Annotated in this window: 22 protein-coding genes; 12 read left to right on the forward strand and 10 right to left on the reverse strand. The window is 62.0% G+C overall.

What is annotated here, in order from left to right:
* Nucleotides 1-33: 33 nt before the first annotated feature.
* Both HNQ65_RS12470 and HNQ65_RS12475 read right to left on the reverse strand, forming a co-directional pair.
* On the reverse strand, nucleotides 34-711 hold the full coding sequence (locus HNQ65_RS12470; RefSeq protein WP_184339880.1) for a response regulator transcription factor: 678 nt from the start codon (nucleotides 709-711) through the stop codon (nucleotides 34-36).
* 45 nt (nucleotides 712-756) lie between these two features.
* Nucleotides 757-2,004 carry a polysaccharide pyruvyl transferase family protein gene (locus tag HNQ65_RS12475; protein WP_184339881.1) on the reverse strand — a complete coding sequence of 416 codons (1,248 nt, stop codon included), beginning with the start codon at nucleotides 2,002-2,004 and terminating at the stop codon, nucleotides 757-759.
* 102 nt (nucleotides 2,005-2,106) lie between these two features.
* Between HNQ65_RS12475 and HNQ65_RS12480 the strand changes: the two genes are divergently transcribed.
* Both HNQ65_RS12480 and HNQ65_RS12485 read left to right on the forward strand, forming a co-directional pair.
* The gene (locus tag HNQ65_RS12480) at nucleotides 2,107-2,568 is read left to right on the forward strand and encodes a c-type cytochrome domain-containing protein (protein WP_184339882.1); all 462 of its coding nucleotides are present in this window, start codon (nucleotides 2,107-2,109) and stop codon (nucleotides 2,566-2,568) included.
* Nucleotides 2,569-2,639: 71 nt separating this feature from the next.
* The gene (locus HNQ65_RS12485; protein ID WP_184339883.1) at nucleotides 2,640-3,776 is read left to right on the forward strand and encodes a hypothetical protein; all 1,137 of its coding nucleotides are present in this window, start codon (nucleotides 2,640-2,642) and stop codon (nucleotides 3,774-3,776) included.
* A gap of 48 nt (nucleotides 3,777-3,824) precedes the next feature.
* On the opposite strand, the gene HNQ65_RS12490 is transcribed toward HNQ65_RS12485, so the two are convergent.
* On the reverse strand, nucleotides 3,825-4,265 hold the full coding sequence (locus HNQ65_RS12490; RefSeq protein ID WP_184339884.1) for a hypothetical protein: 441 nt from the start codon (nucleotides 4,263-4,265) through the stop codon (nucleotides 3,825-3,827).
* A gap of 50 nt (nucleotides 4,266-4,315) precedes the next feature.
* Nucleotides 4,316-5,155: a dihydropteroate synthase gene (gene folP / locus HNQ65_RS12495; protein WP_184340261.1), complete on the reverse strand. Its 840-nt coding sequence runs from the start codon at nucleotides 5,153-5,155 to the stop codon at nucleotides 4,316-4,318.
* Between the two features lie 131 nt (nucleotides 5,156-5,286).
* On the opposite strand from folP, the gene HNQ65_RS12500 reads away from it, so the two are divergent.
* The 6 genes from HNQ65_RS12500 (at nucleotide 5,287) to HNQ65_RS12525 (ending at nucleotide 10,381) form a co-directional block, all read left to right on the forward strand.
* Complete coding sequence (locus HNQ65_RS12500; RefSeq protein ID WP_184339885.1) at nucleotides 5,287-6,774, forward strand: hypothetical protein; 1,488 nt, start codon at nucleotides 5,287-5,289, stop codon at nucleotides 6,772-6,774.
* The gene (locus tag HNQ65_RS12505) at nucleotides 6,771-7,049 is read left to right on the forward strand and encodes an acylphosphatase (protein ID WP_246438181.1); all 279 of its coding nucleotides are present in this window, start codon (nucleotides 6,771-6,773) and stop codon (nucleotides 7,047-7,049) included. The genes HNQ65_RS12500 and HNQ65_RS12505 overlap by 4 nt, the downstream gene beginning before the upstream one ends.
* 19 nt (nucleotides 7,050-7,068) lie before the next feature.
* On the forward strand, nucleotides 7,069-7,932 hold the full coding sequence (locus HNQ65_RS12510) for an ABC transporter ATP-binding protein (protein WP_184339886.1): 864 nt from the start codon (nucleotides 7,069-7,071) through the stop codon (nucleotides 7,930-7,932).
* Complete coding sequence (locus HNQ65_RS12515; RefSeq protein WP_184339887.1) at nucleotides 7,929-8,855, forward strand: hypothetical protein; 927 nt, start codon at nucleotides 7,929-7,931, stop codon at nucleotides 8,853-8,855. Before HNQ65_RS12510 ends, HNQ65_RS12515 begins: the two co-directional genes overlap by 4 nt.
* A 48-nt stretch (nucleotides 8,856-8,903) precedes the next feature.
* Nucleotides 8,904-9,695, forward strand: a complete 792-nt coding sequence (locus HNQ65_RS12520) for a hypothetical protein (RefSeq protein WP_184339888.1) — start codon at nucleotides 8,904-8,906, stop codon at nucleotides 9,693-9,695.
* A gap of 68 nt (nucleotides 9,696-9,763) precedes the next feature.
* A complete protein-coding gene (locus tag HNQ65_RS12525) occupies nucleotides 9,764-10,381 on the forward strand; it encodes a redox-sensing transcriptional repressor Rex (protein ID WP_184339889.1) in 618 nt (205 codons plus the stop codon).
* 21 nt (nucleotides 10,382-10,402) lie between these two features.
* Here HNQ65_RS12525 and metG read toward each other — a convergent pair whose 3' ends face one another.
* The 4 genes from metG to HNQ65_RS12545 form a co-directional block, all read right to left on the reverse strand.
* Nucleotides 10,403-11,977 (reverse strand): methionine--tRNA ligase, encoded by a 1,575-nt coding sequence (gene metG / locus HNQ65_RS12530; RefSeq protein ID WP_184339890.1) that lies wholly within the window; start codon nucleotides 11,975-11,977, stop codon nucleotides 10,403-10,405.
* An 80-nt stretch (nucleotides 11,978-12,057) separates the two neighbouring features.
* Nucleotides 12,058-12,693 (reverse strand): DUF5362 family protein, encoded by a 636-nt coding sequence (locus HNQ65_RS12535; RefSeq protein WP_184339891.1) that lies wholly within the window; start codon nucleotides 12,691-12,693, stop codon nucleotides 12,058-12,060.
* A gap of 124 nt (nucleotides 12,694-12,817) precedes the next feature.
* Entirely contained in the window at nucleotides 12,818-13,615 is a 798-nt protein-coding gene (locus HNQ65_RS12540) for a DUF4339 domain-containing protein (protein WP_184339892.1), read from the reverse strand.
* Between the two features lie 82 nt (nucleotides 13,616-13,697).
* Complete coding sequence (locus HNQ65_RS12545) at nucleotides 13,698-17,324, reverse strand: c-type cytochrome domain-containing protein (RefSeq protein ID WP_184339893.1); 3,627 nt, start codon at nucleotides 17,322-17,324, stop codon at nucleotides 13,698-13,700.
* A gap of 204 nt (nucleotides 17,325-17,528) precedes the next feature.
* Here HNQ65_RS12545 and HNQ65_RS12550 point away from each other — a divergent pair, with 204 nt between their 5' ends.
* Nucleotides 17,529-17,960 carry a hypothetical protein gene (locus HNQ65_RS12550; protein ID WP_184339894.1) on the forward strand — a complete coding sequence of 144 codons (432 nt, stop codon included), beginning with the start codon at nucleotides 17,529-17,531 and terminating at the stop codon, nucleotides 17,958-17,960.
* 75 nt (nucleotides 17,961-18,035) lie between these two features.
* Here HNQ65_RS12550 and HNQ65_RS12555 read toward each other — a convergent pair whose 3' ends face one another.
* Complete coding sequence (locus tag HNQ65_RS12555) at nucleotides 18,036-19,217, reverse strand: PQQ-dependent sugar dehydrogenase (RefSeq protein ID WP_184339895.1); 1,182 nt, start codon at nucleotides 19,215-19,217, stop codon at nucleotides 18,036-18,038.
* Nucleotides 19,218-19,338: 121 nt separating this feature from the next.
* Here HNQ65_RS12555 and HNQ65_RS12560 point away from each other — a divergent pair, with 121 nt between their 5' ends.
* From HNQ65_RS12560 to proS, 3 genes are read left to right on the forward strand one after another with little or no spacing between them, the layout of a single operon-like run.
* Nucleotides 19,339-19,539, forward strand: a complete 201-nt coding sequence (locus HNQ65_RS12560) for a hypothetical protein (RefSeq protein ID WP_184339896.1) — start codon at nucleotides 19,339-19,341, stop codon at nucleotides 19,537-19,539.
* Nucleotides 19,536-19,793 carry a hypothetical protein gene (locus HNQ65_RS12565; protein ID WP_184339897.1) on the forward strand — a complete coding sequence of 86 codons (258 nt, stop codon included), beginning with the start codon at nucleotides 19,536-19,538 and terminating at the stop codon, nucleotides 19,791-19,793. Before HNQ65_RS12560 ends, HNQ65_RS12565 begins: the two co-directional genes overlap by 4 nt.
* Before the next feature lie 40 nt (nucleotides 19,794-19,833).
* Complete coding sequence (gene proS / locus HNQ65_RS12570) at nucleotides 19,834-21,348, forward strand: proline--tRNA ligase (RefSeq protein ID WP_184339898.1); 1,515 nt, start codon at nucleotides 19,834-19,836, stop codon at nucleotides 21,346-21,348.
* 203 nt (nucleotides 21,349-21,551) lie between these two features.
* Here the strand turns inward: proS and HNQ65_RS12575 are convergent, their stop codons facing one another.
* Complete coding sequence (locus HNQ65_RS12575) at nucleotides 21,552-22,445, reverse strand: beta-propeller domain-containing protein (protein WP_184339899.1); 894 nt, start codon at nucleotides 22,443-22,445, stop codon at nucleotides 21,552-21,554.
* Between the last annotated feature and the right edge of the window lie 87 nt (nucleotides 22,446-22,532).

Below are 22,532 nucleotides of genomic sequence, written 5' to 3' on the forward strand. Positions count from 1 at the left end.
AAAATGGGTGCTTTTAAAATGAATCAGGCTTCTTCAGCCCTGCGCCTTGATCATGTAGCCGACGGCGCGGATGGTGTGAATGAGGGGATGGTCAAAGCCGGCATCCAGCTTCTTGCGCAGCCGCACGATGAAGATCTCCACGGTGCGCGTGTCATAGCCATGATCCCGCTGCCACACGCGGTCGCACAGCTCGGTGCGTGAAAAGACCCGCCCCGGCTCCGCCATCAGCACCTGCAGCAGCTCAAACTCGCGCGGCGAAAGCGGAATCTCCTCCCCTGCACGCGTGACGCGTCTGCGGTGCACATCCAGCAGGAGATCGCCCACCTTCAGCAGATCGCCGGCCTCCGGCGTGGCTGCTCTGCGCCCCAGCGCCTCCACGCGCGCCACCAGCTCATCCATCGAGAAGGGCTTGCCCAGATAATCATCCGCACCGGCTTTGAGCCCTTTCACGCGATACTCCACCTCGCCGCGTGCCGTGAGGATGAGCACCCGCGCAGGGCACTGTTTCTGCCGCAGCTGCGACAGCACGCTGAAGCCGTCCAGCGTGGGCAGGTTCAGATCCAGCACGATGAGATCGGGCGGATCCAGCAGCGCGAACTTCAGCCCCTCCGCCCCATCATGCAAAGCGCTGGCGGCATGCCCGTTCCTCGTCAGTGCCGAGCAGATATGCCGGGCCAGCTGACGTTCATCCTCGATCACCAATATGCGCATGAATATGACGGTATTTTCCCGAAAAATACCGTACTTATCTGATTCTCAGCCCACTGACAAGCATCCCTTCACCACGCCCATGCTGGCGGCAAATTTGGCCATCACCAGCTCGCGTGCCTTGGCGGCTTTCGCCTTGGAGCCCTCGGGATCTTTCGCCATCGCGAGCACGGCGGCAGCCACCTTTGCCACCTCATCTTCTTTATCGAGGTCAAAGAGCCACTCACCCAGGCCAATGTCGCGCCACATGTAGCCCTTGCTGGTCTGCTCGGCCCAGCGGCACACAATGGCAGGGATGCCATTGCCGATGCACATGATGGGGCTGTGCATCTCATGACCAAACAGCCCGGCGCTGCGGCGGTAGGTGCTGATGGCCTCGTCCGTAAGCCAGTAGCTCTCCCGCCATACCACGCGCGCCTTCACTTCTTCCGGCAGCTTGTCATAGAGCATCTCCTTGCCCACCTTCATCTGCGTCTTGTCCTCCGGGCAGAGCAGTATCTTGAGATCGGTGTTCTTGATCACGCTCACGATGGCATCCAGCAGCGGCTTGCCGTCGTGGTCCATCATGGCCTTGTTGCGTGCGTCCTTCTTCTCATCGATGGTCGCCTTCTTCTCCGGCAGTGTCCAGTAGGGCGTGTTGCGCAGACGCGGGATGCAGCAGAGGAATTTCCCCTGCTCCAGTCCGTGCTCCTTCAGAAAGGCCTCGGCCTTCGCGTCATCCTTCAGGTCGACGGCGAAGGCTCCATCCGGCCCGTACTCCATGCGCGGGCAGGTGCAGCCCATCTTCCTTGCCAGCTCCAGGGAAACGGAATCGCGGAAATACACAAACTTTGCGCCGCTGAGCACATCCACCGTTTTCACCTGCGGCTGCGTCTTGCTCTTGGAGCTCTGCTGACCGGAGAAGGTGATGCCGTACACACCATAGGGCTTGCCCGTGGCCTGGCTCCATTTCACCACATCCGCCTGCGCCACCAGCGAGGGGCCGGAGCCGTGCAGGAGGAAATCGCATTCCTCAAAGGCCTTCTTCACCGCCTCTCCCTGGATCACCTGCACCTTCGGGAAACGCGCCGCCAGCATCTCGGCCACGCCATTGTCCAGCTTGCTCGGCCACAGGCGCACCTCCACCTCCGGCAGGTGCTTCTCCAGCAGCGCCAGCACACCCGGCGTGTGGCCGATGTCGCCAATGTTCACCGTCTGCCACGACGAGCGCAGGATGAGCCTCTTCGGCTTTTCGGCGGCAATGGCGGAGATGAATGGCAGGGCGGCGGCGGAGCGGATGAAATGGCGGCGGTTCATGTTTGAATGGTTTTAGCGCAAAGAGCGGCTGAAAGGCAATCCCTCAAAAAAGAAGCAGACATGCGTATTGCGCACGGCCCAGCTCCGTACTCCTGTATGCTCATGAACATCCGCCGCCTCCCTGCCCTGCTCTGCGTCCTTGCTCTTGCCTCCTGCGCCACGCCTCCTGATTCGGAGACCAAGCCGCTGGGCGAGAACGTGCTGAGCCAAGAAGCCATCCATGCCGCCAGGCATGGCCCTGTCGATTTCGCAGCACATGTGAAGCCGGTGCTGGAGGCCAAGTGTGTGATGTGCCACAACCGCCAGGCGCTGCCCGGCCATATCAGTCTGGCCAGCCACAAGGAAGCCCTGCGCACCAAGGCCCTTGGCACCTACATCGTCCCCGGCCATCCGGAGACCAGCCTGATGGTGGTCAATGTGAAGACCGTGCACCAGAAAGTCAGCGTCATGCCCGCCGTGGGCGAGCGCCTGACCGCTGATGAATACGCCATCATCAACAAGTGGGTGAAGGAAGGCGCGGCCTGGCCTGCGGGCAAGGCGGGCACTTTGAAGATCATCCGCTGAATCACATTTTCAGATAGTCGGCATTCGGATTTCGTCTTGGTGCGCATGGCGGTGCGTGCTCTACTGCCCCCATGGCAGACCACCGCGCCCTCATTTCGAATCCCGCAGACTTGCAGCCTTCCACCGCCTGGAATGAAACCGTCTGGGCCTACACCAGCGAGGAGGAGCTGGTGGATCATACCACCAAGGCGCGCCTCTGCGTGGCCACGCTGCTGCCCTTCAAGGACAAGAAGCCTGACTGGGACGGCTTCACAAAAAGCGTACGCTGGATGCAGCAGTGTGGCGAGCACTACGGCGTGGAGATGGTCTTCGTGCTCAATGCGGACACCGGCTACATCTTTGACCTCAGCAACGACCTGTACGCCGAGGTGCTGCGGCGCTTCCGTGCGGAGTTTCCCACGCAGCGCTTCATTGCCGGAGTGACCGCACGCGGCGCGGAAAACGACACCGCCTTCAAAGCCGAGCGCTACTGGCCGCTGCTCGACATCGCGCAAGAGCACGACAACTGCGAGATGATGATCATGACCAGCAAGCTGCTCAACACGCTGGAAAACGAGCCCCGACGCGACGCCTATTTTCAGATCGCCGAGCACCTCATCCGCCCCGGAATCGCGCATGCGCTGGAGCCCTCCTTTGTGCCCTGGGCCACGCCGTTTGATCCGTGGCTGTTCCACCAGATCGCGCTGCATCCGGCGTATGTCGGCGGCAAGGTCAGCACGCTGGACGAGCCGCACTTCCACTACTGGGCCGCCATGTGCAAAGGGCTGAACCTGCCCTTCTCCCCGCACAGCGGAGACGACTACGGCATCGCCACCGCCATCAAGCTCGGCCTGCCGCTGCTCATCGGCGCAGGCGTCAGCGCCTGCCCGCTCATCTGCGCCGCCCGCGACATGTGGTTGCTGGACAGCGTGGCCGACAAGAAATTCAAGACCGGCACCGGCCGCTTTGACACACGCGTCTACAAGCTCTTCGAGGCCTTCCAGTCTTTTGAAGACATGGTCTTCCGCCTCGACGACCGCATGAGCGCCTCCCCCTACAAACACAGCACCGCCCACGTACTGCACCAGCTCGGCCTCATCGAGTCACCTGAAGCGCACCCCGACTGCAAAGACCTGCGCGGCGCCGATGAAGCAGCCCGCATGGCCGAAGCAATGCGCCGGCCCAAACGCGTGGCGCAGAAGCTGGGGATTCCGTTGTTTGGGGTGTGATGGAAAAACAGTCCAGCATGTTCGACAAAATTCAAACTTTTGCCACTGTCACATCCACGTGTCAGGCATCAGATTACGCATCAAATCCTCAGGAAGCTCTGCCATAACTGTATCCCGTGAAACGAAAAGATCATGATCCTCTTCGCCATCTCGTTGAAGAGTGATGTGCACTTCATAATCTTTTGGAAGAACAGCCATATAAGCGGCTACGGCTTCCAGAACCTGGGACTTAAACATCGTCTCACGGGTGAAAGTCACTCCGATACCACGCGACAACATGGCGGTGTCTCCAAGATTGAAGTCTTTATCATCAAAGTCGTCGTGCTCACCAAAACGCTCGAGCACAGTCTGCAATCCGTTGCGGACGTCATGCCACTCTTCAAAAAACTCTTCACATGCGGACTCGTCCTCTGCCTTGCAAGCAGGCGGGTTATAGGGCGTGTCGAGTTTTGTATATAGATCTTTGCGCGTAATGCGGTGAACATTCATGCCAGACGATAGTTAAGTCGATCCAAGCATCAAAAAAGCTGTCGCGTCTTTCACACCCCGCCCAAAATCGCCTCCATCATCCGCAGCGCATCGCAGTTCGGCTTCACATCATGCACGCGCACAATCCTCGCACCATGCTCGCGGGCATAGGCACTCAGCGCAATCGTGGGCCAGAAGCGGTCTTCCATGGCGTCGGAGTGCATGACGCGGGCGATCATGGATTTGCGGGACACGCCCACCAGCAGCGGGCGCCGGGTGCTGAGCTGCGGCAGGGCGCGCATGAGGGAGAGGTTGTGCTCCAGGGTTTTGCCAAAGCCAAAGCCGGGGTCCAAAACAATGCGCTCGGGGTCGATGCCCTCGCCTTCCAGCACGCGCAGGCGGTTGTCAAAGTAGTCACCCACAGCCGCCACCACGTCATCGTACTGCGGCTGGTGCTGCATGGTCTGAGGCGTGCCGGTCATGTGCATGACCACGAGGCCCGCCTGGGTCTCCGCAGCCACGCGCGGCATGGCGGCGTCTCCGCGCAGGCCGGTCACGTCATTGATGATGTCGGCCCCGGCATCCAGCGCGGCTCGGGCCACGACGGCCTTCATGGTGTCGATGGAAATAAGCGCCTTCGTCTGTGAGCGCACGGCGCGGATGACCGGCAGCACGCGGCGCAGCTCCTCGGCCTCGCTCACTGGCTCAGCACCTGGGCGGGTGGATTCGCCGCCCACATCCAGAATGTCAGCCCCCTCTGCCAGCAGCGTGAAGGCATGCTCCACGGCGCGTCCGGGATCGTTGAAACGCCCGCCATCTGAAAAGCTGTCGGGCGTGACATTCACAATGCCCATGATGAGCCCGCGATGGGTGAGATCGAGATCGTGGTTGCCGAATCGCCAGCGGAACATGGTTGATGCCGGGCGGCTGAGCCCGCTGCCGGGTATGTTGGGGTGGATCGGCGCTGCGCCAAGCGGAAAAGTGAGGGGAAAGCAGCGGGTGATATTGCCCGCGCTGCTTTTCCGCTGCATGATTTGCACCGATGAAGCCCAACCCCGCCATCCTGCTGCTCATCCTCCTTTCGCTCGGAGGCGCTGCGGCCTTGTATCTGGCGGGGATGAAACCGGAGGCAACGCCGCCGATCGCGGTGAAGGCCGAGCCCGCCAAGAAATCCACGCCCGTGGGGAAACGCGACGTGCCTGTCGAAGAGGTGGCGCTGGTGGAAGACCTGAAAAAGCAGATCGTGCTGCTGGAGGGACAGATCGAGTACCTCCAGGGCCAGAATGATGTGCTGAAGGATGAAAACGCACAGCTCATCCAGAAGCTGGGCATGCTGGGCGTGAAGGACGCGCAGAAAATGACCGCCACGCCCGTGAAGGATGAGGATGTGGCTCCCGACTTTGTTGGCATGGGCCTGGACATGATGAAGATGCGAAAGCTGCATGCGCTGCCGCTTGTGACAACGAAGGTGAGCCAGGAGGAGGTGGAGGCCGTGATCCTCGTCTGGCTCAAGCGCCAGCAGCCGAATGACGAGGCCAAAAAGCTCGCTCGCGGTCTGGCCACACTGGGCTGGATCCCCGAGGCCGTCGATCCCCTGCCGCTGCGCGCGGCGCTGCTGGCACGCCAGCTGGGCGGCTGGTATGACGCGGAATCGGAGACCATGTTCACCATCGATCCCACCACAGCCAGCGGACCCGAGGTCACCGCGAATGAGCCAATGGGCATCGCCTTTGGCCAGCTGCTGCGCGAGTACGGCAGCACGCTCTTTCAGCCGCAGCACGGCCCGCTCAAGACGGACATGCGCCTGGCGCGCGAGTCTCTGATCGCCGGAGATGCGGGGCTGACGCGCTTCCTTTTCTCGCTGCAAAATCCCGCGGCTGCGCCGAAGGACGAGCTCCCCTCCGAAGACCCCGACCACCCGCTGAACCAGGTGCCCATGCCTGCGTATCTGCGTGAGCTGGCGCTCTTCCCCTTCAGCCGTGGCTTTGAGTTTGCGCAGACGCTGCACAGCGCGGGCAATTTTCCCCAGCTCAATGCCGCCTACAGCCGCCCGCCCATCAGCACGGCGGAGGTCATCGAGCCCGAGGTCTATCTCGATCCCGAGCGCCCCGCGCCGGTGGAGATCACGCTGGGCGATGTGAAGCTCAAAGGCGCGCTGCCCTACCTGGACGACAGCCTGGGCAAATTTGCCTGCGTGACCGCCCTGCGCATGCACAACAATGATGAGGACTCAGCCCTCGGTGCACGTGGTCTGGTAGCTGACCGCCTGCTGGTCTGGGCCGCTGATGGCGGTGCCAAGCGCGACCACGCCGCCTGGCAGACCGTCTTCATGGACAAGTCCACCGCCGACGCCTTCTACAAGGCCATGCTCAACTCCCTCCGCGAGACCTACAAGACCAGTGGAGAAAATGAATTCACCGCACAGGGCCGCCATGTGAGCCTGCTGCGCAACCGCGGCGATGCCGGTGTCGTTCTGCTGGAGACCGCCAGCGAGGAGGCCCGCGCCGCACTCAAGCTTTTGATGAAATGATGACCGCCAAACATGTTTTCTATTCAGGCCGCGTCCAGGGCGTGGGCTTTCGTTACAGCACCAAGCGCATCGCCTCCGGCTTTGACGTGACCGGCTGGGTCAAGAACCTGCCCGATGGCCGCGTGGAGATGCTGGCGCAGTCCTTTGAGCCCGATGAGCTGGACGCCTTCCTGGAAGACATCCAGACGAGCAGCCTGGGCTCCCACATCAAAGAAAGAGAAGTGAATTCCATTGCCGCGCAGCCCGGACTGCGTGGATTTTCCATCGTGGCGTAAACCAGCCCCATCCACCCGCATGAGCACCACGCCTGCAGTCTCTGTCAAAAACCTGACCAAGATCTTCAAAGGCAGTCTTGGCAAAGGTGCCTTCCGTGCCGTGCACGATGTGTCTCTCACCGTGGAGGCCGGAGAGGTTTATGGTCTCATCGGTCCGAACGGCTCCGGCAAGTCCACCACCATGAAGGTCATCCTGGGCTTGCTGAAGGCCACCGCCGGAGAGACCAGCATCTTCGGCATCCCGAGCACGGAGGTGGCCAGCCGCCACAGCGTGGGCTTCCTGCCTGAGAACCCGTATTTCTACAAGCACCTCAACGGCCGCGAGACGCTGCTCTTTTACGGCAGGCTCTGCGGCATGAGCGGTGCTGCCTTGAAATCCCGCGCCGATGAAATGCTGGCGCTGACCGGGCTGGAAGATGCAGCCACGCGCCGTGTGGGCGGCTACTCCAAAGGCATGCTGCAGCGCCTCGGGCTGGCGCAGGCCCTCATCCATGAGCCACGCCTCCTCGTGCTGGACGAGCCCACCGCCGGTGTGGACCCTGCGGGCTCGCGCATCATCCGCGATCTCATCATCGAATTCCGCGCACGTGGCATCACCGTGCTCGTCACCTCCCATCTCTTGGAGCAGATGCAGGAGGTGTGCGACCGCGTGGGCATCATGGCCCACGGACGCATGGTCCGCGAGGGGCGGCTGGAGGACCTCATCGCCGTGGAAAACCAGACTGAGATGGTGCTGGAAAACGCCTCCCCCGCCCTGCTGGCCAAGATTGATGCGCTGGTGAAGGCCGAGGGCGGAGACACCCGGCTGCTGCGCAGCGGCCACCCGCGCACTACGCTGGAGCGCCTGTTTCTGGAAGCCACCAACGAACCGAAAAAACCATGAGCCAGGCCGCCACACAGACTTCCGCCTCCATCAGCACACCCACCGTGCGCTTTTCCCCCGCGCGCGTATGGACGCTGGCCCACGCCACCATGACGCAGCTCATGCGCATGAAGATCCTGCCCTTCCTGCTGGTCTTCTGCGTGCTCGTGGTCGTGGTGGGCTTCGGCTTCTCCGTCATCAATCCGGAGCAGCAGCTCAGCCAGCTCAAGACGGTGTCCCTCGCCGCGCTGCAGATCTTCAGCATCGTCATCGGCGTGGTGTCCACCGCCCTGCTGCTGCCCAAGGACATGGAGGACCGCACGCTCTACACCATCCTGTCCAAGCCCGTGCCGCGCTTTGACTACCTGCTGGGAAAGCTCTGCGGTGTGCTCATGCTCATCGCCAGCGGGCTGGTCATCATGGACGCCCTGCTCAGCCTCGTGCTGTGGGTCCAGCAGGCCTCCTTGTTTGACGCCGCTGTCGCACAGCTGCACCAGGACAAGCAGGACACCCCCGAGGCGCTGACGCAGTTGCGCGAGATCGTGGCCCGACAGGGGCTCACCTGGAATCTGCACTGGGCTGTGTGGGCTATCTTTCTGAAAGCCGCCGTAGTCACCACCGTGGCGCTGCTGCTCTCCTGCATCGCCAGCTCCACACTCTTCACCATCGTCATCACCTTCTGCATCACCATCATAGGCCATGGCGAATCGCTCATCCGCGACTTCCTCTTCCAGCCCTACCTCGGCAGCACCGCCAAGCGCGCCGCCACCCTCATCCTCGCCGCCATCTGCCCGGACCTCTCGCAGTTCGACATCGTGGACAGCGTGGCCAACGGCCAGATCGTCCCCTGGACCGCAGTCTATGACATGACCGGCATCGCCGCTCTCTACCTCGCCGCCTACCTCTTCATCACCCACCTCGTCTTTGTTGAGAAGGAACTCTGATTTTTTGTTCCTTTTTGCGCCTCTTTGCGGCCATCCCTTCCCTCCTTCATGAAACGAAAACTCCAGGCCCTCGCTGTGCTGCTGGTCTTTGGCGTGCTGAAGCTCCCGCTGGAGCAGCACGTCACGCATGATCTGCGCCGCATGCGGTTGGTGGACGAGCCCCTGCATCTGGGCACGGAGGAAAACATGGGCCAGATGGGCCTGGCCGCCACGCTGGGCGGGCTGCGCGGCCTGGTGGCCAGCATCTTCCAGCTGCGTGCGCATGTGGCCTTTACCGATGTGAACTGGGCCCAGGTGGACAGCTACTACAAGCTCGTGACACGCCTCCAGCCGCGCAATGCCCGCTACTGGGAGGAGGCCTCCTGGCACATGGCCTACAATGCCGCCTCCTACTACCTCTACAGCGAAGACCTGAAGCCCGGTCTGCGCGGCCAGCTTTACCACGACCACGTGCAGCGCGGCATCGACATCCTGACCGAAGGCCTCAAATTCCTGCCCGACAATCCGCGCCTGTGGCAGAAGCTGGGGGACATCCACTGGAACCGCAGCAAGGACTTCAAGGCCGCCGGAGACGCCTATTTGAGCTCCTTCCAGCACGGCGGGCTGAATTTCACCCAGCGCTTTGCTGCCTATGCCTATGCGCAGTCCACCGACACGGCCTCCTGGCAAAAGGGCTACAGCATTTTGAAAAAGCTCTACGATGAGAAAAAGGCCACCCCGGGGCTGATCGAATACCTCAAGATGCTGGAGCAAAATCTGCAAATCCCCGCCGCCCAGCGCATTCCCGATGCGGCCCCGGTCCGGAAGACAGCAGATCCTCAGGCTGGACCCCTGAGGTGATAGGCCTGTAACCTAGCCCCGTTTGACATTCGTTATGTTTGGGTGAATTTTCACATTGTTCCCCCAAAATGCCCGCCAAAGTAGACATCCCCCGCAAGTCGATCTACCGCCTGTCGATCTACCAGCGCTGCCTGCAGCGTCTGCGTGAGAATCAGGTGGACACGGTGTCCTCTGCCGCGCTGGCCAAGGCCGCCGGCGTGAAGTCCACGCAGCTGCGCAAAGACCTGGCTTACTTTGGCCAGCTGGGCACACGCGGCCTGGGCTACAATGTGGACGCCCTCAGCGGCACCATCGGCGATGTGCTGGGGCAGAACAAACTGCAGCCCGTGATCCTCGTGGGCGTGGGGAATCTGGGCTCCGCTCTGCTGCGCTACGGCGGCTTCCGCAAGGAGGGCTTTGAAATCGCCGCCGCCTTTGACCTCGCGCCACGCAAGGTGCCCGGAGTCAATGTGCCGGTGCTGGACATGGCAGACATGGCTGAGTTCATCCGCCGTCAGCATGTCAAGATGGCCATTCTCTCTGTGCCCGCCAGCGGCGCGCAGTCGGTGGTCAATGACCTGGTGCAGCATGGCATCCAAGCCATCCTGAACTTCTCCCCCACCGTGCTCGACGTACCGGAAAACGTGGTGGTCAACAGCGTGGATCTGGCCGTGGAGCTGGAGAACCTGAGCTACTTCATCCGCTGATAGCAGCCCAGGTGTACAGCATCACTTCTCCTCCGCGATCTCCAGACGCGGAAAGAGCGGCACGGGCGCACCGAGCTGGTGGCCGCTGGGCAGCAGGCCCCATTTGAGGTCGCTGACCAGGAAGCCCTCGGGCATCTGCCAGCCGATCTGCGCGCGGGCGGTGGCCATGGCAGTGGGCATGATGGGGCTTAGCAACACGCTGACATGCGTGAGCGCCTCGGCCAGGTGGTAGAGCACGCTGTCCAGGCGGGCGGCCTGCGCGGGGTCTTTGGCGAGAGTGAAAGGCTTGGTGCTGTCCACAAACGCATTCGCATGCGTGACGATCTTCCACGCGGCGGCGATGCCTTCGTGGATGTCCCAGCCGTTCATCTTTTCCAGGTACAGCGGCGTGGCCTCGGCCACGGTCTGGCGCAGCGCCTGGTTGATCTCGTCATCGTAATCACCGGGCGTGAGCAGGCCGTTGCGGTACTTCTGCGCCATGTTGATGGAGCGGTTGAGCAGATTGCCCAGGCCGCCGGCCAGCTCCTTGTTGTAGGACATGATGATGCGCTCCTCGCTGAAGTCGGCGTCGTAGCCGGTGGCGATGTCGCGCATGAGGTAGTAGCGCAGACCATCGGGCGTGAAGGTGCCGGAGAGCACGTTGGGGTCGATCACATTGCCCAGGCTCTTGCTCATCTTGGCACCCTTCACATTCCACCAGCCGTGCACCACGAGCTTGGGCATTTCCGCGTCGGTGAAGCCGAGTGCGTGCAGCATGATGGGCCAATAGACGGCATGCGCGGGCATGAGGATGTCCTTGCCGATGATCTCGGCATCCGCAGGCCAGAGCTTCTTAAAATCGGGCATGCCTTCGTTGCCCACTTCATCGGCCAGATAACCGGCGAAGCTGATGTAGTTGGAGAGCGCGTCGAACCAGACGAAGTTTACTGAATCTTCATCAAAGGGAAGAGGAATGCCCCAGCTGAGGCGGTCCTTGGGGCGCGAGATGCAAAGGTCAATGCCGCCGGAGCCCTCCAGAGCGTTGAGCACATCATTGGCGCGGTGCGGCGGGTAGATGAATTCGGGATTGCCACGGATGAAGTTTTTCAGCCACTCGGTGTGTTCGCTGAGCTTGAAGTACCAGGCATCTTCCTCACGCCATTCCACTTCACCCCATTCCTCGCCGAAGTTGCCATCAGGGCCGCGCTCCTTGTCGGTGAGGAATTGCTCCTGGCGTACGCTGTAGTGGCCGGAGTAGCTCTTTTTGTAGAGCTGGCCGGCGTCGTGCAGCTTTTGCAGCATGGCCTGCACCACGCGCTTGTGCTTGATGTCGGTGGTGGCGGCCCAGCCGTCGTAGCGGACGTTGAGCTTTTCCCACAGTGCGGTGAAGTGCTGCGTCACGCCATCCACAAACGCCTGCGGTGTCAGCCCAGCCTTTTCGGCGCTCTTCTGCACCTTCTGCCCGTGCTGGTCCACGCCAGTGAGAAAGTACACCTCACGTCCATTGAGCCGCTGAAAGCGGGCCATGACGTCCGCCAGCACCTTCTCATAAGCGTGGCCGATGTGCGGCGGCGCGTTGGTGTAGTCGATGGCGGTGGTGATGTAGTAGGGCTTCATGGTCAGGCTCAGTCCTCCACATGCCGCCCTTCCACGCGCAATTCAAGTGCCGGTGCGGGTGAAAGCGCAGTCGCCGGGGTTTAGAAAAGTCCCTGCCCGATGAAACCCGAGCCTGCAACGATGAGCAGAAAAAGCAGCACCATGAAGACGACCAGCAGGATGCCGTGAAACTTCCAAAAGAGCCGCTGCTCCGTGAGCGCTGCCGCCAGATCGGCATGGGACTGCGATTTAACCAGCCGCTCAATATGCATGGCATACTGCGTCAGCTTCAGCGCCGGATAGAGGGACAAAAGGGCTGAGAGAGCCCCTAGGGCAAGGCGGTTTCCCGTAGCATGCGCCCCTTCTGCAACAAGGGCAAACCAGGCGGCGAGGACCAGGCCGCAACCGATCCCCATCATGGCGGCAATAAACCGCACCCAAGGGCGCGTGGCGGAAAGCGCTGCCAGCACGGCGGGAGCCACCACACCGCAGGAGGCAGCGCGGTGCCTGGCGGAAAGCGGAAGATCCAGCGCCGCTGACTTCAGAAGAGATGCACCGGAGGCAGACGCTGCAGCTTTGTCAGAACCAACGATTTCAAACAGCCCCTGCCAGCCGGAGGCTTCATGCCAGGCCAGATCCGACACGCGAAAAAAGCCGGTCTTCAGGCCTTTCTCGATCTTGGAGGTTTTGAAGGTGCCGAGTTCCTGACCTTCACGCGTGACCAAATAGGACATCATAGCTGCCGGGCAATGAGCAGCGAGCATGCCCAGACAGTGACGTGTTTTAGCGCATGTGTGTCGAGCATGCGGGGCGGCGCCCGTGCTCAAGGGGCCTCCTATGCCGTGCCTGACCTGCGAAGACTCAACGTGCAGGAAGATCCATGCTCTGCTGAGCGGAGGGAGCGGAGCCACCGCCGGGGGTGGGGAGCTTGAAGTTCTTGGGCATGAACACCAGCGCGACCACGACGGCCAGAACCACACAGCTGATGTAGATCAGGGCGATGACTCCGTAAAACTTCCAGAAGCGGCGCTGCTCAGACAGAGCCTGGGTCAGGTCAAGGTAGGAGCGTGTCCTGACCAGCGAGGTGATGCGGGAGGCATACTTGGTCAGCCGCAGCGTGGGGTAGAGAAACAGCAGCGTCATGAGGCCATAGCCCACCGTGGTGCCCATCACATAGGCGCTGCCCAGAGACGTGGCACCAGATGCCTGGGCGATGGCTCCGCTGAACAAAATATTGATCACACACACGCCCACCATGGCCAGCACGCCCAGCCACATGAAAATGGAGATGAGCCGCACCCAGAAACGTGTGCCCTTCAGCTCCAGCACCACCAGCGGGGGCACGGAACCACCGGTACCCGTAATGTCGATGTTGGCCACCGGTGCGGCATAAGGATTGACCCCATCCGGCGCACGAACATCCATTCGTTTGATCGGCGCGCTGAGCGGAGATGAAATGGCGTTGGCAGGCTTGGGCAGCCCTCCAGGCGGGGGCAGTGCAGGACCGGCGATGTCAGCCAGCACTTTCCAGTCTTCCATCCCTTCCTGCCAGCCCCAGTCCGTGGGCTGCAGGTGGCCGGATCTCAGTCCATCCTGAATCTGGGGCAGAGTGTAGGTGCCGACTTCCTTGCCTTCGCGGGTGATCAGATATTCGCTCATTCGTGGCGCACTTTTTACTGGAGCACGGCACGGGAGTCGAGTTGTTTTTAGTCAGAATACTGCAACACGATTGCCAGACGGATTACTTCGGCAGCATGGTGAGATACTGGTCGTTCATCTGCTTCACCTTGGTGCGCATGGGCTCCAGCTGCGGCTGCAGCTTGGCCAGCTCAGCGGTGGCTTCGGCGATAATTTTTTCCTTCTCGGGGATCTCCTTGGTGGCGGCGGCGATGGAGGCCTCGGCGTCGGTTTTCTTCTTCTTGGCGCCTTCAAAGTCGGCGCTGGCTTTGGCGACCTCAGCCTTTTTGGCGTCGAGCACCTTCTGCTCGGCGTCCAGCTTGCCATGGGCGGCGGCGTAGGCCTGCTCCAGCGGAGGCAGCGCGGTCTTGGCGGCGGCAATGGCGGCATTCAGCGGCGCCACCTTTTCGGCGAGGGCTTTTTCCAGCGCGGCTGGGGCGGCCTGCTTTTCAGCGAGGGCCTTGCCCTGGGCCTCGATCTCCTTCTGAATGGCGTCGCGCTGGGCGCGCAGCGGGGCGGCTTTTTTGTCAGCATTCGCCAGCTCGCCCTTCGCCTGCTCCAGCTGCTGCTCGGCGGCTTTCACGGCGTTCTGCGCTTTGTTCACGCCCTGCGGATTGTTGGCGGCATGAGCGGTGTTCTTGGCGGAGTTGGCCTGGGTTTTGGCCGTGCGCTTGGCATTCAGCTCTCCTTCAGCAGCCTTGATGGCGGCAGCCACATCGGCGGCGGCTTTTTCGGCCTCGGCCACCTTGGCGGTGAGAGCGGCGTCTCCAGACTTGGCGGCCAGCTCTTTCTTGGCAGCGGCCAGGGCGTCTGCCGCGGTCTTCTGCTTGGTGCGCGTGTCCTTGAGGGCTTTTTCAGCCGCATCTTCGGCGGCGTTGGCAGCGGCCAGGGCGGCTTCGGCGTCCTTGTCTGCCTTGGCCTTGGCTGCCAGATCGGCAGTGGCGTCTGCATGCGCTTTTTTGGCGGCGGCCACGGCGGCTTCCTTGGGAGCGATAGCATCCTGCTTGGCCTTCACGGCCTTCTCAGGGGCGTCCAGCTTGCCAGCCACTTCGGCGAGGCTCTTCTTCTTGCTCTCGATGAGCTTGCTGATGTCTTCGGCAGCTTTCTTGGCAGCGGCGATGCCTTCGTCCTTGGCCTTCGTGGCGGCGGCGATCTCGGCCTCCTTGGTGGCGATGATGGTCTTCTGCTCGTTTACCTTGGCAGCAGCGGCGGCATCGGCATCGCGCGTGGGCTTGATGGCGGTTTCCAGACCAGCCTGCTCTCCCTGCGCCTTCTTCAGCGCGGCTTCGAGTCCAGGCTGTGCGGCGGTGGATTCGGCGATGGCTTTCTTGGAAGCCTCGATACGTGCGGCAGCAGACGTCTTGGCGGCTTCGGCGTCCTTCTTGGCTTCGGTGAAGTCGTTGAAATCCGCCTCCAGCTTGGCCAGCTTTTCCTTCTCGGCCAGCACGCCAGTGTTGAACTGGGCGGCCTTCAGCGCGGTGGGCACTTTTTGCAGCACGCCGATCTCGTCGCTGGCGGACTTCACCGCAAACTGCGCAGCGGCGAGGTTGTTGCGGCCGGTGACGGCGTTGGACTCGGCGTTTTTGAGGCGATCAGGACCTGCTTTCACCAGCGCGGGCAGCTTGGGCAGTTCGGCCTTCTTGGCGGCGATTCCATCGGCAGTGGCTTTGATCTTGGCGTCGGTTTCAGTGATGATTTTGTCCAGATCTGCCGGAGCTGCGGGGGCGGCTCCCAGCTCGGACTTGGCCTTGGCCAGTGCGGCGGCGAGCTGGTCGGCCTTGGCCTTGGCGGGGGCAATCTTCTGCTGCTCGGCCTTGGCGGCGGCGAGCTTGCCTTCAGCGTCCTTCACCTTGGCGGTGAGGGCGGCGTCTCCGGCCTTGGCGGCCAGTTCCTTCTGAGCGGCTTCGAGTGCGGCGGTGGTGTCTGCCACGGCCTTGTCAGCGGCAGGCAGCTTGGCGGCCTCGGCAGCCACAGGCGCCAGTTCCTTCTCCTGAGCGGCGATCTTGGCGGACTTTTCCGCATGCGCCTTGATGGCGGCGGTGCGTGCAGCCTTGTCAGCATCTGCCTTGGTGCGTGCGGCCTTGAGGTCGGCCAGCGCCTTTTCATCGGCGGCGATTTCTCCAGGCAGGTTCTTGCTGCGGGCTTCGGTGGCGGCCACTTCAGCCTTCACCTTGGCCAGGGCTTCTTCGCGTGCCTTGGCATCGGCCTCGGCGGCCTGTGCGGCGGTTTTCAGAGAGGGGAGCTTGGCGGTCAGCTCAGCCAGTCGCTGCTCCGTCTGCACGATGCGCTGCGCGATCAGCGAGGGATTGCTGCTAAGCTGCCCGGCCTCCGTGAGCGCAGGGGTGCCGAGGTTCCAGAGCTTGATCTCACCGCGCCAGTTGGCAGAGATGGCGGACTTGGAGTCAAAGAGCGCCACCACCTTGGTCACGAGGTCGCCCTGGTTCGGGGCTTCGGCCAGCTTGTTGCCATTGATGTCCCAGACGCGCACGAGGCCGTCGTTGCCAGAAGAGACGAGCTTGCCGTCCGGAGTGAAGGACACGGACTGCACGCCGCCGTTGTGCGCGGTCCAGTTTTTCACCTGCTTGCCCTCGCTCATCTCCCAGGTGATGATGGTGCCGTCGGTGGCGCATGAGGCGAGGATGTTGGAATCCGCGCGCCAGGCCACGTCCACGCAGGAGGCCTTGTGCTGGCCCAGGATGTAGAATTCGCCGCCATTGGCCGCCTCCCACACGTTCACGTTGCCATTGCGGTCACTGGTGGCCAGCAGCACGCCATCAGGGCTGAAGGCGGTGCTCATGACCCACTCGGTGTGCTTGTTGATGACGTACTCCTCTTCGCCGGTGGCGGTGTCGTAGGCCTTCACCTTCTTGGACGGGCTGCCGATGACGATCAGCTTGTGGTCCGGGCTGATGTCCGCAGACATCACCTGATCAAACTCCTTGCCCACTTCGGTGATGCGCTTGCCGGTCTTCACGTCCCACACAATGGCGTGGCCGTTTTTGCCGGCACGGCCGCCACCCATCACGAGCAGGGAGCCATTGCGGCTGAAGCGCAGGCTGTGCGCGTAGCCTTCCGTGTAGGGGAAGATGCCCACGAGCTGCTTGGTATCGGTGTCGTAAAGCAGGATCTGCTTGGGCGCAGCCAATGCCATCAGGGATGTCCATGGGCTGGCGGCCATGGCGGTGATGGCCGTGGTGTGCTGCGTGACGATGACGGGCTCCAGCAGCACGTGCTCCGGCTTGGCGATGGGGCCTTCGGGCTTGCCGCCGGTGACGGCCACAGCCATGTCCACCTTGGGCTTGCTGGATTTTTTGGCGATGCTCGACTTCGTATCCAGGATGCCGCCTTTGATCCATGCGGCGAGGAGGTCGAGATCCTTCTGGCCCAGCGGCGCGCCTTCCGGCGGCATGAAGGGCTCTTCTTTCTTGGCGCAGGTGGTCCAGAGACGGCTGCTGTCGGAGTTTCCGGCATCCACCACGGAGCCGCCACCGCCGCCGGCCATCAGCGCGGCAAAGCTCGTCAGGTCCAGATCGCCCTTCTTCTTATCAGGGTTATGGCAGGAGAAGCATTTGTTCTCCAGCAGCGGGCGGATGTGGTCCTGATACGTGATCTTCTCGCCAGAATCCTGGGCACGAAGAGACACGGCGGCGAGGGCCGCGCATGTCAGCGAAAGGGTGGTTTTAGGCAGCATAGTTGGGGATACTGCCCTGAAATACGCTGCATAGGCTCAAAGCCTTTCGCGCCTTCCCTTGCGGCAGGTGTGTGAAAATTGCGCCCAGATGCCGTCTGCGGGTCCGGATTTCAAGCACACATTGCGCAGCCAGCGCGATGGCAGCGGGGTACATCTTTTTCAGCAGACAGTTTCCAAGTCACGGTCCAGTGCTTCATTTGCAGGATGATTTCTGACGGACCCCGGCCCTTTGCCCCGCTAAGGCCGCTGCAACACGTGGCGGCTTTTTTGCTGGCCGGGGTGCTGCTGCTCTTTGTCTGGCTGCGGGAGGAGCCCCGGTTCTGGACGTACGCCGGCGGGTATCCCGTGTGGCTGCAGCAGACGGTGCTGCTGGCCTTTTACCCCCTGCTGCTGGCCCAGTGTGCGCTGCTGGCCTTTCTGAGCTGGCAGCTCATCAGCAGGCCCTCACGCCAGGCCCGGCTGTGCTGCATGGAGCTGCTGATGATGGTGGTGCACTGGGGCATGCTGGGGCTGGTGGTCCTGATGATGGTGGCCAACAACGTGGCCAACCTCATGGACGGCCGCCCGCTGCACGATCATTCGGCCAAGACGAGCGCGGCTCCGCTACGCAGAGCCGATTCCCCAGCTCGCTCCTGAGAGCCTGCGCTGCAGCCCGGCGGTAAAACGAATGGGGAAATTCGCTCTACGCCGGAAAGCGTGAAGGAGCGGATGTTACTTGCCCAGCTTGTAGATCCCTCCGTTCCAGTCGAGCACGAGCATTTCTCCGGCGGCATTGGCGCAGAAGGCGGTCGGCTTGACCAGGATGGTGGGCTTCTTCTTGGGATCAGCGGCAGGGGTCTGCGGACTGGTGTAGAGCAGCTCATTGCTCTGCTCCTTGCCGCTGTCGTCGGTCTTGAGCGCCCAGACCTTTCCGAGCACGAAGTCGCCATACACGTATTTGCCCTGGAGCTCTGGCAGTGACTTGCCGGTATAGACAATGCCGCCGGTGATGCTGAGTCCGTCGGCGTGGGTGTAGGAGTGGATGGGCTCGATGAACTTGGCGTCGGCGGGCGGGGTGTCGGTCATCAGCGGGAAGGCGGCGGGGCCTTCACGGAAGTTCCAGCCGTAGTTGCCGCCGTTGGTGATCCAGTTGATCTCCTCATAGATGTCCTGGCCCACGTCGGCGCACCAGAGGTGGCCCTTTGCATCAAAGCTCAGGCCCCAGGGATTGCGGATGCCATTGGCATAGATCTGCGGCAGGGCATTCACGCCGCTGGCGTAGGGGTTGTCGGCAGGAATGCCGTAGGCCTTGGAGTAGTCGCGGCTGTCCACGTCGATGCGCAGGATCTTGCCGTAGAGCGTGGCATTGAGCTGAGACATCTTGAGCTCGCCGTTGCGCTTGGAGTTGTCGCCCACGCCGATGTAGAGGAAGCCATCCGGGCCGAAGACGATGTTGCCGCCGTGGTGGTTCCAGTTCACCAGCGGGATCTCCAGCAGGGAGCGCTCGGTGCTTTCATCGGCCTTGTCGCCATTGGCCTTCATCTCGGTGATGACGAGGCGCTTGGGTTTCTGCAGTGTGTAGCAGAGGTAGAAGAGACCGTTGTCCTTGAACTTCGGATGGAAGGCCAGGCCGTTGAGCCCTTCTTCAAACAGGCCGTCCTTGGCCTCCATCCCACGCGGGGAGAGATCGAGGAAGGTCTTGGCCTCGCTGCCGGCCTCGTCCTTCGGCAGGATCAAAATCTGCCCGCGCTGCAGCGCCAGAAACTCACGGCCGCTGCCGTCTTCAGGCACCACCACCGCGATGGGGCGCTCCGTTTTGAGCTTTTCATAAACACGTGTCAGCTTGTGGGTATCGGCCGCCAGAGCAGCAGAGCCAGCAGCGACGAGGAGGGCAAGGGAGAGCAGGGAGCGCATAAGAGAAACGAGATAGTCAGTCTATGCGGGCCGAGTCTTGCAGGGCAATCATGATTTTTTCACTGAACACCCTACCAAAGTTCCCATTGCCTTCGCCCCTTGGAGGAATAGACTTTCCAGCATGAGCCTGGAAACGCTGATGCAAGAAGCCCGCAAGCTGGGCTCTCAGGATCGTCGCCGTCTGGCGGCCTTTCTGACCACGCTTAGGGAGCCGGGCGAGCCGGGCTTTGCTGAAGAGATGGCCCGCAGGATTGATGACACCACGCCTGGGCATTGGGTGACAGTGGAGGAGATGGCCGCGCGATACGCGGCTGACTCATGATCGAATATCGGCTGCTGGTGGCGCATGAGGTTATCGTGTTTCTCGACTCCCTCAAGGCTGCGGATCGGAAGCGCTTGATCAAACGCTTCCTGGAAATCACCAGCTACCCGGCGAACTATGCCGACTATTCAGAACATGATGCCGCAGGGCGCAGGCTCGACGTGCACGTCCATGCAGGCTATGCGATTGCCTTCTGGGAGGACTTTGCCGACCGGCACCTGAAGGTCCTCGACGTAAGGCTAGCAGACCATTGACCGCCCGCCGAATGCTTCTATCCTGCGCACCCCAATTCCCATGAGCAACGCCACCGCCATCACCCCCACACGTGCCCAAGACTTTCCCGAATGGTACCAGCAGGTCGTTCGTGCCGCCGACATGGCGGAGAACTCCGAGGTGCGCGGCTGCATGGTCATCAAGCCCTGGGGCTACGGCCTGTGGGAAAGCATTCAGCGCCAGCTCGATGCCAAGTTCAAGGCCACCGGCCATGTGAACGCCTACTTCCCCCTCCTCATCCCCCTGAGCTACCTGGAAAAAGAAGCGCAGCATGCGGAAGGCTTCGCCACGGAGTGCGCTGTCGTCACGCATCATCGCCTGGAGGCGCAGAAGCAGCCGGACGGCACCACCAAGATGATCCCCACCGGCGAACTGGCCGAGCCCTTCGTGATTCGCCCGACTTCCGAGACAATTATCGGTGCTGCTTTCGCCCGCTGGGTGGAAAGCTACCGCGACCTGCCGCTGCTGATCAACCAGTGGTGCAACGTCATGCGCTGGGAGATGCGCCCGCGCCTGTTCCTGCGCACCGCCGAATTCCTCTGGCAGGAAGGCCACACCGCGCATGAGACGGAAGAAGAGGCCATCGTGGAAACCCGCACCATGCACAAGGTGTATGAGGAATTCCTGCGCGATCATCTGGCCATCCCGGTGATCCCTGGCGAAAAGACGGAGCGCGAGCGCTTCCCCGGTGCGGTGCAGACCTTCACCGTCGAAGCCATGGTGCAGGACAAGAAGGCCATCCAGGCCGGCACCTCCCACTACCTGGGGCAGAATTTCTCCAAGGCCGCGAACATCCAGTTCCTCGGCCGCGACAACACCCGCCAGCTTGCCTACACCACGAGCTGGGGCGTGAGCACCCGCATGATCGGCACGCTGATCATGGCGCATGGCGACGACGACGGCGTGATCATCCCACCACGTGTGGCCCCCACGCAGATCGTCATCCTGCCTGTGACTCCGAAGCCCGACACGCGTCAGGAAGTCATCGACGCCTGCGAGGCGCTGGCGCAGACGCTGCGCACACAGACCTTTGCCGGCGAGCCGCTGCGCGTGCACGTGGACAAACGCGACCTGCAGGGCGGCGCGAAGAACTGGGAATGGATCAAGAAGGGCGTGCCGATGCGCCTGGAAATGGGACCGCGCGACATCACCAGCCGCAGCGTGGCCGTGTGCCGCCGCGACCAGGGACCGAAGGCCAAGGAATTTGTGCCCAAGGAAGACCTCATCCAGTCCGTGACCGAGCGCCTGCAGGAGATCCAGGACGCCCTGCTCGCACGCGCCACCGCGCTGCGGGATGCCAACATGAAGAAGCTGGAGACGCTGGAGGAGTTCAAAGCCTTCTTTGCCGAAGGCTCCGAAGGCGGCTTTGCACTCATGCACTGGGCTGGCAGCAGCGAGGAAGAAGAGACTCTCAGCAAGGACATGAAGGTCACCATCCGCTGCATCCCGCACGGCGATCAGTTTGCCGAAGAAGGAAAATGCTTCCTCACCGGCAAGCCCAGCACCCGCCGCGTGGTGTTTGCGCGGAGTTATTGAGGCAGGTCACAGGCTGACGAAATTCGCGACAGCGTCGTGGAGTGCGGTGGCAGAGATGCAAGGCGCAAGCGTGCATCGACGACACCGCTTTCGTCAGCCGGACAAACGTTTGTCGAACTGTGCGCATTCTTCACCGCCTCGAAAGCGGTGCTGCGCCTAGGCTTGCACCGCACTCCAAGACGCTTCGCGCACGCGCCTGCACCTCAGCGCAGAATCTCGCCCTTCGCCACATCTCCGGGCACGTCCAGCAGCATGATCTGATTGATGGTCTTGAACTGCGTGTGGTCAGCCACGCTCCAGACGATCTTCTTGTCTCGCGTGACTTCGATGACCTGGGCCTGCTCGCCGATGTGGCCGTGGCCGAGATAGACGCAGAAGACAGTGTTGCCATTCGGCAGGCGCTGGCAGCCAGCCATGAGGCGCAGGGTGTAGCCGGGGATGTCGTTTTCTCCGAGCTCCCACACGATGTTCTCTTTGGCATCAATCTCGCGCACCTGGTGGCCGTCGCCGCAGGTGATGAGCAGGTGACCCTCCGGCAGCGGCACGACCTCATGCGGATCTCCGGGCACCTTGATCTGGCGCAGCACTTTGCCCTCGCCATCCAGCTCGACGATTTTGCCCTCGCCTTTGAAGGTCACGAGGTAGTGGCCGTTGGCCAGCTTGCGCGTGCCACGGAACTGGTTGTGCAGCTTGATCTCCGGCGCGGTGCTCAGCTTGATCTCCTTGGCGACCTTGCCTGCGCGATCCACCTCGATGATGCGGCTGGTTCCGCATTCCACCAACATCACCTTGCCATCCGGCAGCGGCTGGCAGGCATGCACCTCCACCTTCACATCCGTGGGAGCCTTGTACTCCCAGACGACCTTCTTGTCAGGCGTCACCTCCAGCGCGCCGCTGACAAAGCAGAAGAGGTAATTTCCATTCGGCAGCTTCCAGCAGTCCTGCGGGGCTTTGCAGTCCCACTGCCACTCGATTTTTCCTTCAGCGGAAACCACACACACCTTGCCGCCGCCATAGTCGCAGCAGAGAAACGGATGCGCCGCAGCAGCGGAGGAGACGAGGGCGAGGAAAGCGGCGAGAAGTCGGAGCGTGGTCATGAAGTGGATATAAGAGGCTGGCTTTCATCAACGCAGGCTGCAACGCGTTTGATTCATTCCATTCACGGCATGCAGCAGCTGGCAGAT

This window comes from Prosthecobacter vanneervenii (genome assembly GCF_014203095.1).
Lineage (GTDB): Bacteria > Verrucomicrobiota > Verrucomicrobiia > Verrucomicrobiales > Verrucomicrobiaceae > Prosthecobacter > Prosthecobacter vanneervenii.

Excerpts from the sequence above, each read along its gene's own strand:
- HNQ65_RS12470 (WP_184339880.1), bottom strand. The coding sequence starts at position 711 with ATGCGCATATTGGTGATCGAGGATGAACGTCAGCTGGCCCGGCATATC.
- HNQ65_RS12475 (WP_184339881.1), bottom strand. The coding sequence starts at position 2,004 with ATGAACCGCCGCCATTTCATCCGCTCCGCCGCCGCCCTGCCATTCATC.
- HNQ65_RS12480 (WP_184339882.1), top strand. The coding sequence starts at position 2,107 with ATGAACATCCGCCGCCTCCCTGCCCTGCTCTGCGTCCTTGCTCTTGCC.
- HNQ65_RS12485 (WP_184339883.1), top strand. The coding sequence starts at position 2,640 with ATGGCAGACCACCGCGCCCTCATTTCGAATCCCGCAGACTTGCAGCCT.
- HNQ65_RS12490 (WP_184339884.1), bottom strand. The coding sequence starts at position 4,265 with ATGAATGTTCACCGCATTACGCGCAAAGATCTATATACAAAACTCGAC.
- folP (WP_184340261.1), bottom strand. The coding sequence starts at position 5,155 with ATGTTCCGCTGGCGATTCGGCAACCACGATCTCGATCTCACCCATCGC.
- HNQ65_RS12500 (WP_184339885.1), top strand. The coding sequence starts at position 5,287 with ATGAAGCCCAACCCCGCCATCCTGCTGCTCATCCTCCTTTCGCTCGGA.
- HNQ65_RS12505 (WP_246438181.1), top strand. The coding sequence starts at position 6,771 with ATGATGACCGCCAAACATGTTTTCTATTCAGGCCGCGTCCAGGGCGTG.
- HNQ65_RS12510 (WP_184339886.1), top strand. The coding sequence starts at position 7,069 with ATGAGCACCACGCCTGCAGTCTCTGTCAAAAACCTGACCAAGATCTTC.
- HNQ65_RS12515 (WP_184339887.1), top strand. The coding sequence starts at position 7,929 with ATGAGCCAGGCCGCCACACAGACTTCCGCCTCCATCAGCACACCCACC.
- HNQ65_RS12520 (WP_184339888.1), top strand. The coding sequence starts at position 8,904 with ATGAAACGAAAACTCCAGGCCCTCGCTGTGCTGCTGGTCTTTGGCGTG.
- HNQ65_RS12525 (WP_184339889.1), top strand. The coding sequence starts at position 9,764 with ATGCCCGCCAAAGTAGACATCCCCCGCAAGTCGATCTACCGCCTGTCG.
- metG (WP_184339890.1), bottom strand. The coding sequence starts at position 11,977 with ATGAAGCCCTACTACATCACCACCGCCATCGACTACACCAACGCGCCG.
- HNQ65_RS12535 (WP_184339891.1), bottom strand. The coding sequence starts at position 12,693 with ATGATGTCCTATTTGGTCACGCGTGAAGGTCAGGAACTCGGCACCTTC.
- HNQ65_RS12540 (WP_184339892.1), bottom strand. The coding sequence starts at position 13,615 with ATGAGCGAATATCTGATCACCCGCGAAGGCAAGGAAGTCGGCACCTAC.
- HNQ65_RS12545 (WP_184339893.1), bottom strand. The coding sequence starts at position 17,324 with ATGCTGCCTAAAACCACCCTTTCGCTGACATGCGCGGCCCTCGCCGCC.
- HNQ65_RS12550 (WP_184339894.1), top strand. The coding sequence starts at position 17,529 with ATGATTTCTGACGGACCCCGGCCCTTTGCCCCGCTAAGGCCGCTGCAA.
- HNQ65_RS12555 (WP_184339895.1), bottom strand. The coding sequence starts at position 19,217 with ATGCGCTCCCTGCTCTCCCTTGCCCTCCTCGTCGCTGCTGGCTCTGCT.
- HNQ65_RS12560 (WP_184339896.1), top strand. The coding sequence starts at position 19,339 with ATGAGCCTGGAAACGCTGATGCAAGAAGCCCGCAAGCTGGGCTCTCAG.
- HNQ65_RS12565 (WP_184339897.1), top strand. The coding sequence starts at position 19,536 with ATGATCGAATATCGGCTGCTGGTGGCGCATGAGGTTATCGTGTTTCTC.
- proS (WP_184339898.1), top strand. The coding sequence starts at position 19,834 with ATGAGCAACGCCACCGCCATCACCCCCACACGTGCCCAAGACTTTCCC.
- HNQ65_RS12575 (WP_184339899.1), bottom strand. The coding sequence starts at position 22,445 with ATGACCACGCTCCGACTTCTCGCCGCTTTCCTCGCCCTCGTCTCCTCC.